General features: G+C 64.8%; 10 protein-coding genes and 1 pseudogene. 8 read left to right on the top strand and 3 right to left on the bottom strand.

The window, feature by feature from the left end; translation table 11 throughout:
• Positions 1–36 precede the first annotated feature (36 nt).
• Positions 37–1572, bottom strand: a complete 1536-nt coding sequence (locus Y887_RS02005) for a S41 family peptidase (RefSeq protein ID WP_084725898.1) — start codon at positions 1570–1572, stop codon at positions 37–39.
• 151 nt (positions 1573–1723) lie between these two features.
• The gene (locus Y887_RS02000) at positions 1724–2605 is read right to left on the bottom strand and encodes a LysR family transcriptional regulator (RefSeq protein WP_046962761.1); all 882 of its coding nucleotides are present in this window, start codon (positions 2603–2605) and stop codon (positions 1724–1726) included.
• A gap of 103 nt (positions 2606–2708) precedes the next feature.
• Here Y887_RS02000 and Y887_RS01995 point away from each other — a divergent pair, with 103 nt between their 5' ends.
• Complete coding sequence (locus tag Y887_RS01995; protein ID WP_046962760.1) at positions 2709–3644, top strand: NADP-dependent oxidoreductase; 936 nt, start codon at positions 2709–2711, stop codon at positions 3642–3644.
• Between the two features lie 31 nt (positions 3645–3675).
• The gene (locus Y887_RS01990) at positions 3676–4545 is read left to right on the top strand and encodes an NmrA/HSCARG family protein (RefSeq protein ID WP_046962759.1); all 870 of its coding nucleotides are present in this window, start codon (positions 3676–3678) and stop codon (positions 4543–4545) included.
• A 200-nt stretch (positions 4546–4745) separates the two neighbouring features.
• Here Y887_RS01990 and Y887_RS01985 read toward each other — a convergent pair whose 3' ends face one another.
• On the bottom strand, positions 4746–5492 hold the full coding sequence (locus Y887_RS01985; protein WP_046962758.1) for a glucose 1-dehydrogenase: 747 nt from the start codon (positions 5490–5492) through the stop codon (positions 4746–4748).
• 127 nt (positions 5493–5619) lie between these two features.
• Between Y887_RS01985 and Y887_RS01980 the strand changes: the two genes are divergently transcribed.
• The 6 genes and pseudogenes from Y887_RS01980 to wecB all read left to right on the top strand — a co-directional run bounded on the left by Y887_RS01980 (position 5620) and on the right by wecB (position 11908).
• Positions 5620–5973 (top strand): ArsR/SmtB family transcription factor, encoded by a 354-nt coding sequence (locus Y887_RS01980; protein WP_046962757.1) that lies wholly within the window; start codon positions 5620–5622, stop codon positions 5971–5973.
• An 87-nt stretch (positions 5974–6060) separates the two neighbouring features.
• Positions 6061–6331: pseudogene (locus Y887_RS21255) on the top strand (integrase core domain-containing protein); the annotation flags it as partial.
• A gap of 652 nt (positions 6332–6983) precedes the next feature.
• Positions 6984–8126: a glycosyltransferase family 4 protein gene (locus Y887_RS01970; protein WP_046962756.1), complete on the top strand. Its 1143-nt coding sequence runs from the start codon at positions 6984–6986 to the stop codon at positions 8124–8126.
• On the top strand, positions 8123–9295 hold the full coding sequence (locus Y887_RS01965) for a glycosyltransferase (protein WP_281256846.1): 1173 nt from the start codon (positions 8123–8125) through the stop codon (positions 9293–9295). Before Y887_RS01970 ends, Y887_RS01965 begins: the two co-directional genes overlap by 4 nt.
• A 66-nt stretch (positions 9296–9361) precedes the next feature.
• Positions 9362–10771, top strand: a complete 1410-nt coding sequence (locus Y887_RS01960; RefSeq protein WP_046962754.1) for an undecaprenyl-phosphate glucose phosphotransferase — start codon at positions 9362–9364, stop codon at positions 10769–10771.
• An 18-nt stretch (positions 10772–10789) separates the two neighbouring features.
• Positions 10790–11908, top strand: coding sequence for a non-hydrolyzing UDP-N-acetylglucosamine 2-epimerase (wecB, locus tag Y887_RS01955; RefSeq protein ID WP_046962753.1), 1119 nt, complete (start codon positions 10790–10792; stop codon positions 11906–11908).
• Positions 11909–11919 lie beyond the last annotated feature (11 nt).

Genomic DNA, 11919 nt, shown 5'->3' with positions numbered 1-11919 from the left:
CGCTCTGCGCAAAACATCCAACGGCCACCGCCTGTATCAGGGGGTGCGCAGGATGTGCTCAAGCCATGCCTTCACCGCGGCGGTGTCGTCGATGTTGCCGGTGAACGCGATATCCGGCTTCTGTGGCACGTTGTCATTGCGTGGCCGTCCGTCGCGGGTCATGTAAGGCACGGCGATACCGCCGTTGCCGCTTGGAAGCATGGCCGTCATCGGCGAGCCGGTGCGCGCATCGACGAAGGTTTCGGTGCCTACCTGCAGCACGCCTGGAAACTGCTTCAGCTCGTCGACAAATCCGATGCAGGCGCTACCACAGTCGTAGTCGGTGAGCACCAGCACGCGCGCGTGCACGGGGTTGACTGGCTGTCGCTTTGGCTTGGCGATGCGTTCTGCATTGGCCGGCGCATGCAGCAGCTGTTCCCCACGCGCCATTGCCGCCAGGGAGAGCTTGTTGTCTTCATCGTAGGCAATGCCGTCCGGCGGTGCAGCTGCTGGCGCGTCTGCGCCAGCGCTGGCGGGAGAAAACGTCGAGGTGTCGACCGACTGTTTGGTGAGCCGATAGACGGCCGAAATCTTCAGCCGCTCTCTTGCGTAATAGTTGGTGTAGTCGTTGCCATAGAGCGCACGCAGCACACCCATGAACCACTCGTAAGGTCCGCCTTCGTTGCCGCGGACGTCCAAGACGATCACCGACTTGTCGCGCAGCGATGGAGCCGTGCGGTACAGCGCCTGGAATTGATCCGATTGCAGTCTGTTTTCCGGTGAAAAATTGCCAAGCCGGACCCAGGCCCCGTTCGCACCGAATGGCGTGACAGCGACGTCCGTGCCGAGCTCGGGCTTGATCGCCGACATCAGCTTCGTCAGCTCGCTTTGCTGCAGGGGTTTCCAATCGAGGACGACGCTGCGCCCATCGATGGTGCAGTGTTCCGGACGTTTGAGGAATGGGCTTTTCCGATACCGAAACATGATCGGCGCGGCGCGCGCATACGTCGATTCCAACCCGGGAATGATGTTTTCCGGGATCATGTGCTCGTAGAGCGCGATGCGCTCGGACCATTGACGCATCGGCTGTCCGTCGCAGGCGGTGATTTCCGAGCCATCTGCCACGCTTCCGTCCGAGCCGGCGACCAGGAAGCGGCCGCCCTGGTACCTGGCAAGGAAGCCCGGCCATTGATACGTCTTTGCCTGCAGCTGCATCCAGACATAGGCATGCGCGTCGTTGAAGGTCGAAAAGAAATGCGCGAGCGTCTGACGATAGCCTTCGAAGCTGGTGACCTGCTGGACTTCCGCATCGGCCTGCTTGCGCGCCTTGGCCATGGTTTCTGCAAACCCTGCCGGGTCCGGATACACGGCCATGATCGATTGATCCTTGAACCACTGCAGCGAAAAGTCCACGTCCTTGTCGGCCATGGCTGCCCAGCCTTGCAACGGCGTCTGCGGCGCGGGCGATGTTTGATCGGCTGCAGGGCAAGACCAAGCGGCCAGCAGCGCTGTCGCAAGCATGCTGCTCGCCATTGCCCGGCGCATGCAGCGCCAGGTCCGGATGCTGCGGGATGGCTTGCCGATGTGGACCATGCTGTCGTGTCGCCTGAACTCGAAAAGGTTCGTGGATCAAGCAATCGGCATGCCAGGCGTTCTGCCCGCAGGCTGGCTGTTGTTGCGCCTGCGACGGTGTCCGCGGACGTCCGCGGCCATGTCCGGTCGTCCACCACGCCCGGGCGGTCCGTCAGCCCTGCAGCAGCAATGACGCGTCCGGATATCTGGCGCACATGAAGTCGACGAAGGCGCGCACCTTCGGTGCAGCCAGGCGTCTGGAGGTGTGCAGGACCCACAGCGCCGGGGTCACCCCCGACACCATGCCCCACTGCACCAGCTCGCCGCGGGCAAGCTGGCGCCAGGCGATCGACTGCGGGATCAGCGCCGCACCGCCGCCGGCGATGGCCGCGTCGCGGATCATCAGGAACGACGAAAACCGCAGCCGCGGGATCGGCTCCAGCAGCAGGCGCCCGTCGTCCAGGTTCCAGAGGGTTGGCTGGGAGCTGGACATCACGATGCCGGGCACCGCCCTGACCGCGCCGGGCAGCGGCAGCGGCAGCGGCACGCTGGGCGCAGCCACCACCACCAGCCGGTCCGTGGCGAAGCAGCGGCCGACCAGGCTGCTGTCTGCGCTTGGATTGATGCGGATGGCGACGTCGAACTGTTCTTCCACCAGGTCCACCGTGCGGTCTTCCGCCACCACCTCGAGCGTGATCTCCGGGTAGGCCGCGCAGAAGTCCGCACCAATGCCGCCCATCGCCAGTTGCGAGAACAGCACCGGCGAGGCGACCCGCAAGCGTCCGCGCGGTGTCGACAGTCCCTCCCGCGCCGCGGTCATCGCCTCGGCTACCTCGCTCAGCGGCACTTCGGTGCGGTCCATCAGCAACTGGCCGGCTTCGGTGAGCTTCAGGCCACGCGCGCTGCGCTCTACCAGCCGTACCCCCAACTGTTCCTCGAGTTCGGCGATGCGCCGCGACAGGGTGGCTTTGGACCGGCCGCTGGCGCGGCTGGCCTTGCCCAGGCCCTGGTTGGCGGCGACCAGGGCGAAATCGATCAAGGCATTGAGATCCATGGTGTTCCATATTTGAAACCAGGCGTCTACATCTTGGCGTCTTCGTATTAACCGTGCAACGGAATAACGTCTCGTCACCGCAACGCACCACGAGCATCCGTCCATGAGCAGCACCCAACGCGCAGTCCTGATTCGAGCCTACGGCGGCGCCGACGCCGCCGAAGTGGCCACCATCGCTACACCGCAGCCGCGGCACGGCCAGGTGCTGGTGCGGGTGCACGCCGTCGGCGTCAACGGCATCGACTGGAAAGTGCGCGCCGGCCTGATGCGGGAAGTCTTGCCGCTGCAGCTGCCGGCCGTGCTGGGCGCCGAACTGGCGGGCGTGGTCGAAGCGCTCGGGGCGGGCGTCACCCGCTGGCAGCGCGGCGACCGCGTCATGGGCGCAATGGCCGGGCTGGGCGCCTATGCCGAGGCGATCGCCGTGGACGAGCACACACTCGCCCGCATTCCCGCCGGCCTGAACGACGTGCAGGCCGCCGCCATGCCGGTCGCCGCGGTGGCCGCGTGGAAGAGTCTTCACCATGCCGGGCCGCTGCATCCCGGCCAGCGCATCCTGATCCATGGCGCCGCAGGTGGACTGGGCGGCTATGCCGTGCAGTACGCCAGACGCGCAGGGGCGGAGGTGTTCGCCACGGCGGCCACCGCGCACCTGGAGCTGGTGCGCAGCCTCGGCGCGGACCATGTCATCGACTACCAATCGCAGCGTTTCGAAGACTTCGTCGGCGACATCGACCTGGTACTCGATTACGTCGGTGGCGAGGTTCTGGAGCGCTCATGGCAGGTGCTGGCACCCGATGGCGTCATCGTCGGCACCACCTCGCCGGACATCTTCGCGCGCACCCCGCCTGGCCGCCGCAGCCTGTGGTTCATGAACACACCGGACGTCGCGCTGCTGGAGACGCTGGCCGCCGACGTCGCCAGCGGCGCACTGATCGCCACGGTCGGCGAGGTGATCGGCCTGGCCGAGATCCCGCTGGCCATCGAACGCAATCGCACCGCCACACGCGCCGGCAAGGTCGTGGCGGACCTGTCGCGCTGAATCACCCTTCCATCCACTGCAGGAGAGTCACATGAGCATTCTCGTCACCGGTGCCACCGGCACCGTCGGTTCTCTCATCACCCAGCGTCTGGCCGACGCCGGCGCCGAGGTCAAGGCTCTGGTCCGCCAACCGGGCAAGCGCGCCTTCCCGGCCGGCGTCACCGAAGTCGTCGGCGACCTCACCGACGTGTCCTCGCTACGCGCGGCTCTGGCCTCGGTGCGCACGCTGTTCCTGTTGAACGCCGTCACCCCCGACGAAGTGACGCAGGCGCTGATCGCGTTGAATCTGGCTCAGGAAGCCGGCATCGAGCGCATCGTCTATCTGTCCGTCATCCATGCCGACAAGTTCAGCAACGTGCCGCACTTCACCGGCAAGCACACCGTCGAACGCATGCTCGAAACCCGCAATATTCCAGCCACCATCCTGCGCCCGGCGTATTTCATGCAGAACGAGGCGATGGTGCAGACGACGATTCAGGACCACGGCGTCTATCCGATGCCGATCGGCGCAAGGGGCATCGCCATGATCGATGCGCGCGACATCGCCGACATTGCCGTGACCGAGCTGTTGCGCCGCGATCGGGCACCGGCCGCGCTCGAGCGCGTCACCCTGGAGCTGGTCGGCCCGCAGGCATTGACCGGTGCCGCCGTGGCCAAGGTCTGGAGTGCAGCGCTCGGCCGCGAGATCGCCTACGCCGGCGACGACCTCGCCGCGTTCGAAGCGCAGCTGGCTGCGTACGGCCCGTCCTGGCTGGCCTACGACATGCGTCTGATGATGGCCGGCATCCAGACCTACGGCATGCATGCCGCCGAAGGCACGGTGGAAACACTGCAGGCCCTTTTGGGCCGCCCGCTGCGCACCTACGACGCCTTCGTGCGCGAGGCGACTGCGCCAGCGTAAGCCTCGCGTCCAGCCTGACCGGAAGGTGGCCGGCAAGTCACCCCCGGCTTGAGGGCCTGATCGGCCCGCCAACGAACGACGCCCTCGCGCATGCAGATGCGGCGGAGGGCGCCAAGCTCGCTGCGAAACACCACAAGCTGCAGCGAAACCGCAGGCATCGCGCAGCTTTCCGAACCAGGCCAGCAGCGTGGAGGCTGTGGTTAACGCAGTCCGCCGCTGACCAGAATGTTCTCGCCGGTCACGAACCGGGCATCGTCAGATGCAAGGAACGCAACGACCTTGGCGATGTCCTCCGGCTGACCTGCACGTCCAAGTGGCGTTTGCGCGACGATGCCGGTTTCCATGGCGGAGCCGACGATGCCAGCGGTGGTTGTGCCCTCTGTAATCACGAACCCGGGGCTGACGACATTGACGCGGATCCTGCGCGGAGCGAGCTCCTTGACGAGCACACCGGAGAGTGCGTCCACCGCCGCCTTGCTGGCGGTGTAGAGCGATGTTCCGGGCGATCGCAAGCTGGTGATCGAAGAGGAGATATTGATGATGCTGCCGTCTTCCTGAAGCTGCTTGATGGCTGCCTGGGTGGTGAGCAGGACACCCAGCACGTTGACGTCGAACAGCCGGCGATATTGGTCTTCGGTCACGTGCTCGACCGGGGCGACATCCCACACGCCCGAGTTGTTGACCAGGATATCGAGTCGGCCGAAATGGGTCACTGCCGCTGCGATGAGCGCCTGTGCTTGGCTTGCGATGGACACGTCGGCCGGTACCGCAATCGCCTTGCCGCCTGCTGCTGCTATGGCCTCGACGACAGCGTCGGCACCCGACTTGCTGGATGCGTAATTGACCACCACGGCGGCGCCTTCCTCGGCCAACGTTTTGGCAATACCGGCGCCGATGCCTTTCGACGCGCCTGTCACTACCGCGACCTTGCCTGCCAGCTTTTTCATGTTTGCTATCCTCGGTTGCTTACTTTTGACATCGACGACGAAGAGCCCTGCAGCCCGCAGGCCTTAGTTCATTAGTTCGGATAATATGAACTAATGATGCCGAGGTCAACCGCTGTACGCACCTGCCATGAGACCTTTACTGCATCCCGCCATCGAAGATGTCCGACCCGCAGCGATCCTCCACGCGCTGTCGGATCCAAACCGTGCGGCGATTCTTGCCAAGATCCTCACCGCCGGTCATGTCGAGGCCTGCGCCTCCGTCGCCGAGCTGGGTGACCGGGTCATTCCGAAGTCGTCGCTATCCAATCACTTCAAGGTGCTGCGCGAAGCTGGGCTGATCCGCAGCGAACGTCACGGCGTGGAGATGCGCAACCACTCGAGGTTTGCAGAGGTCAACGCGCGTTTCCCCGGACTGATCGCGGCCATCATCAACGCCTACGCGTCAGACAACGCCGAAGCCGCGCGCCACACGCAGAAGTAGCGCTCCTGACGGAGCGGTTGACCTGACGCCTCCGGAAAAGCGTTCCGGCACAGCACCTGAAGTGGGCTTATGCGCACGCGGTGCAGCCTGCCGCAGGTAATCCATGCCGACAACGGCAAGGAGTCCTGCGGCATGATAAGGGTCGCCTGGGACATGCCCGTGGGATGCAGTTCGGCTGATCCAGCCAGGCAAGCCAAACAAGAAGACTTACGTCGAATCCTTCAACGACCGGCCATACGACGAAGGCTCTCACGAACAGTGGGTTCCAACGGTGCTGCACGTGCTCACCGAGCTAGAACGCTGGCGACGCGAATACAACGAGGCCCGAACCAAGCAAGCAATTGGCGGCACGCCCTGACGACACTGCCGTCAAAGAAGAATCGGCTGGCTATGTGTGGAAAGGTGCTCGCGCATCTAAGCTTTCTGGTGACTCCTAATGGATTACCACAGGGTACTTGCGAGGCTTCGAGTCGATGCCAGAACGCCAGGCGGACGGCCAGAGATGGCACCGCCTACTCCGCGGCCGGTTCCGGAAGTCGCGTCATCACACCTTGGTGTTCCGAGAAGCCCAGTCCATCAAAGACTGCCTTGAACTTGATGAGGCAGTAGGCGACCTCGTAGTCGCCGAAGTCCGTCAACGTGCTGGCATCACCATGGGAGTCCGGATGGCAGGTTGGCTAGCTCGCCATGTGCAGATGCAGCAGATCAGGACGATGGAAGCGCCTAACGTCGCTGCCTGCGATGACTGGAAGGATCTTCAGACGATGGCAGGTGCGCTGCTGTCGCGAAGATACAGCGCCGCGTACATGGGCTGGCATCGCTGTGGCAGGGAGGATCGCTTCGGTCGCCGCCGTCTGCGGCAGCGGGTAGACTGGGTTGGTCGTCACGAGGAGCATGGAATGGGCCGATGCCAGTCGTTGCATCCAGGTACTGATAGACCGCCGACGGTACAGCGCCGGCCGGGCATCTGCGCCGTCGCCTGCCAACGGCGCTGATCGCCGCCACGCGTCGTGGATATCATCCTGGCTACCGAGTCGATTCGATACCCGCTTACCGGGGTTGGACGTTATACGCAGGAACTGGCAGTGCACCTGGCTGCACTTCCGCAGATCGAGTCGTTGCAGTACCTGCATGGGCGACGCCTGCTCCAACAGCGACCGAGTCCCGGACCGGCCTCGACCGTTACGTCGTGGATGCGTGATCGTTTCTCGCGGATCGAAGCGGTGACCGATACCTATCGACGCCTCGCTAATCTGGCCAAGGCGCGTGCCCTTCGCGGCCAGGGGCCGGCGCTGTTTCATGGCTGCAATTACTACCTCCCGGCGTATGACGGTCCTAGCGTTGCGACCTTCCACGATATTTCGATCTATCGCTGGCCCGAGTGCCACCGCGCCGACCGGGTGCGTTACATGCGCAAGGAGTTGGTACTGGCCGTGCAGCGCGCGCAATTGATCTTGACCGTCTCGGAGTTTTCGCGGCAGGAGATCGCTGCGCACTTTGCCTTGCCGCTGGAGCGTATTCGTGCGATCCCGCTGGCGGCAGATGCGGCGTTTCGGCCGCGCCCCCCGGCCGAGCTCGCCGTACCGCTGCAGGCGTTGGGCCTGGATGCCAATGGATATTGCCTGTGCGTGAGCACCATCGAGCCGCGCAAGAACATCGACATGCTGCTGACTGCCTATGCGGCCCTGCCTGCCGCCTTGCGGGCGCGCTACCCGTTGGTGATCGCAGGCCATAGCGGCTGGTCCAGCGAGACGCTGCATGCGCGCATGCGTAGTGCCGAACAGGCCGGTTGGCTGCGCTATCTCGGCTATGTTCCACAGGACTGCCTGCCGGCGTTGGTGGCAGGTGCCCGCCTGTTCGTGTTTCCCTCGTTGTACGAGGGGTTTGGCCTGCCGGTACTGGAGGCCATGGCAAGCGGTACGCCCGTGCTTTGCTCATCGGCGTCGGCATTGCCGGAAGTGGCTGCCGATGCGGCGATGCTGTTCGATCCTGCCGATCCCGGCGCATTGACCCTGGCGCTGGCAAGGTGCATGGACGATGCGGCCTGGCGTGACGCCGCGCGACAGGCGGGGCTGCAGCGCGCAGCCCAGTTCAGCTGGCAGCGTTGTGCCGCAGCGACGGCCGATGCGTACCGTGACGTGCTGGCCGCTTGAGCCTTGCATCTTTCCCGCTACGGGTGCTGCACGTCTACAAGACCAGCTTGCCGGAGACCATGGGCGGAACCGAACAAGTGGTGCGCACGCTCGCCACGCAGTCGCATCGCTACGCCGTGGACAGCGAGGTGGTGACCCTTTGCGCAGATGGACGCCTGGCGGGCATCAGCATGCAGGGACCCTACACGTTGCACCGTTTTCGACGCGACGTCGAAGTGGCGTCGATGCCCGTGTCGCTGCGCTTGCTGCGCCAGTTCGCAGGCCTGGCCCGTGGCTTCGACCTGATCCATTATCATTTCCCGTGGCCGTTCATGGATGTACTGCATCTGGCGGGCGCCGTTCGAACGCCTTCGGTGCTGACGTACCACTCGGACATCGTGCGGCAACGACGTTTGCTGCGCCTGTATCGGCCGCTGCAACAGCGGTTCCTCGACCGCGTCGACCATATCGTTGCGACATCGCCGAATTATCGCGCCACCAGCGCGGTCCTGGCCGATTTTCAGGCCAAGCTGAGCGTGATACCGATCGGACTGGACCCCTCCATTCACCACACTCCCGACGCCGACCGTGCGCAGACCTGGCGCATGCGCCTGGGCCCGCGATTCCTGTTGTTCGTCGGTGTGTTGCGTTACTACAAAGGTCTGCAATACCTGCTGGAGGCCCTCCGCGACACACCGATCCCGGTGGCCATCGTTGGAGACGGACCGGAAGGCGCGCGCTTGCGTCAGCAGGCACGGCAGCTTGGCCTGACCCACGTCCACTTTCTGGGCGTGCTGGACGATGCCGACAAGCATGCCTTGCTGTCTCTGTGCGAAGGGCTGGTATTTCCGTCGCATCTGCGCTCGGAGGCGTTCGGCATCACCTTGCTGGAGGCGGCGATGCATGCCAAACCGATGATTTCCTGTGAAATCGGCACCGGCACCAGCTTTGTGAACGTGGCCGGACAGACCGGCCTGGTGGTGGCGCCTGCAGATCCTGTGGCCTTACGCGATGCAATGCGTTATCTATGGAACCATCCGCAGGTGGCCAACGCATTGGGGCAGGAGGCGTTGAGCCGTTATCGGCAGTATTTCACCGGCGCGGCGATGGTGCGTTCCTATGCCACGCTTTATCGCCAGGTGCATGCTGCCGGATGCGGAGCTGCCACTCTTGGAGGAAACCAGGGATGAAGGGAGAGGGATGCTGATCAATCCATGCGTAGGCTCGCCGGTCTACCGCCAGGTTGCGGTCACCGGATGAGCTCGCTCGATCCACTGCTGCCGCGCGTCGCCATCGCGCCCAGGCGATCTGGCGATCTGCTTGGGTCAGTGGCCGGTCTGGCAAAAATCGCCGACATGGGCGTGGTGGTCGGCACCGGGTTGCTTGCTTATTCCATGCGAGTCGGTCAACCGGCATTGCCGCACGCGCCCCGCTATACATATGCGCTGCTAGCCGCTGCGGCGCTGACGCTGCTGGTGTTCGGGCGCTTGTCGCTTTACCGCCAGCGGCCGCATCTGGCACCGACGATGGTGGCGGGGCGTGTATTGACGGGGTGGGCGATCGTGCTGAGCGTGCTGATGTCGATCGGTTTCCTCAGCGCCACCGGGGCGACTTTTTCGCGCCTGTGGTTTCTCTATTGGGCTGGATGCGGCGGTGCCGGCCTGCTCTGCGTGCGGCATGCGATGAGGGGGGCGCTTGCCTGGCTGTATCGCCACGACATCGGGCGGCGGCGCATCGCCCTGCTTGGTCCGTCCGAACGCACCGCCGCGTTGGCGACGCGGATCCAGCGTCAGCCGGGCTCCGGAATCGACGTGTTGCAGGTGCCGTCGGATCTGGCGCTTGGCGGCACGGCCGGGCTGTCGTGCTGGCTGGAAACCCAGCATGTTGGCGAAGTATGGGTCACCTGGCCGATCCGCGACGAGGCGCGGCTTCGCCACAGCATCGCGCAACTGGAGGCGTGCGGCGTGGATGCGTGCTGGATTCCGGACCTGTTCGCATTTGGCCCAGACCAGTCTTGTCTGGAGGAGCTGACCGGCCTGCCGATGATGGCGTTGTCGGTCCGTCCGCTCACGGGCCTGTCGCGCCTGCTGAAGGAGGCGACCGACCGTGTGCTTGCCTTGGTCATCGTGGTGGTGAGTGCACCGCTGATGCTGGCCCTGGCCGCGGGCGTCAAGCTCTCCGGCCCGGGACCGGTCCTGTTTCGGCAGATGCGACAGGGTTGGGACGGGCGTCCGTTTGAACTGTGGAAGTTCCGCAGCATGCAGCTGCACGATGCTGCCACTGCCGCGCCGCAGACCAGCCGGGGCGATCAACGGGTCACGCGCTTCGGCGCCTTCCTGCGGCGTACCAGCTTCGACGAATTGCCGCAGTTCCTCAACGTGCTTCAGGGGCACATGGCCATTGTCGGGCCGCGGCCGCATGCGCTGGCGCACAACGCGCAATACCAGGACGTGGTGCCGAACTATCTGCAACGTCAGCGGGTCAAGCCGGGCATCACCGGCTGGGCGCAGGTCAACGGCCTGCGCGGGGAGACCGACACGGTGGAGAAGATGCGCCGCCGCGTTCAACACGATCTTGCCTATATCCAGCATTGGTCGCTTTGGCTGGACCTGAGCATCATCGCGCAGACCTGCGTGATCGTGCTGTTCGACCGCGACGCCTATTGAACCCGGATCGGGAGTCCCATGCACATCACCTATGTTCTCGGCACCCGCCCTGAAATCATCAAGCTGGCATCGCTGATCGCGGCCAGTCTGCGCGACGGGCTGCACTTTTCGATCGTCCATACCAACCAGCATTACGACGAGGCGATGGACCGGGTGTTCTTCGACGAACTGGGTCTGCCGCCGGCCGACTACAATCTCGGTGTGGGTTCGGCGCCGCATGGCGTGCAGATCGGACGCATGTTGTGCGGAATCGAGCCGGTACTGGCGACGCTGCAGCCGGATGTGGTGGTGGTGCAGGGGGACACCAACAGCGCCTTGGCAGGCGCGATGGCTGCCAACAAGCTGGAGATCGCCGTTGCCCATGTCGAGGCGGGCCTGCGTAGCCGCGACCGCAGCATGCCCGAAGAAGTCAATCGTGTCCTGATCGACCATCTGTCCGACTACCTGTTCTGCCCCACCGCGCTGCAGGCGCAGATCCTGCGCGACGAAGGCCTGACCGGCGCACGCATCCGCATCACCGGCAATACCGTCGCCGACGCAACGCTGGCGCATGCCCAGACCGCGTTGCGCCGCTCGACCATCCTGCAACGCCTGGGGCTGCGCGAAGGCGGCTATCACCTGCTCACCTGCCATCGCCGCTCCAACACCGAAGATCCCGCGCATTTTGCCGCCCTGATGCAGGCAGTGACTTCGATTTCCGAAGACCAGGGGTTGCCGCTGGTGTTTCCGATGCACCCGCGCCTGGATGCGCTGGGGAGCGCGGCGGCCGCGCGCCATCGCGCACTACGGGCGATCGGTCCGGTGGGTTACCTGGACATGCTGGCGCTCCAGCAAGGCGCGGCCTTGATCATGACCGACAGCGGCGGGATCCAGGAGGAAGCCTGCATCCTGCAGCGCAAATGTCTGGTGCTGCGCACCAACACCGAGCGGCCGGAAACCCTGCAGATCGGCGGGGCGGAACTGCCCCATGGCCTGGACCAGGACGCGCTGCGGACTGCTGCCGATCGCCTGCTGGCGCGCGCGGTGGCATGGCGCAATCCGTTTGGCGATGGGCATGCGTTCCGCTGCATCCTCGATACGCTCTTGGCCAGAGACGAGCGCGCCAGCGCGTCGCGGCCGCGCCTGCAGCACGCCTAGAGCGTGTTATG

Origin of the sequence: Xanthomonas pisi DSM 18956 (genome assembly GCF_001010415.1) — a bacterium.
GTDB classification, from domain to species: Bacteria; Pseudomonadota; Gammaproteobacteria; order Xanthomonadales; family Xanthomonadaceae; genus Xanthomonas; species Xanthomonas pisi.
Note: the sequence above shows the minus strand (reverse complement) of the source record. Positions and strands in the feature narration are given on the sequence as shown.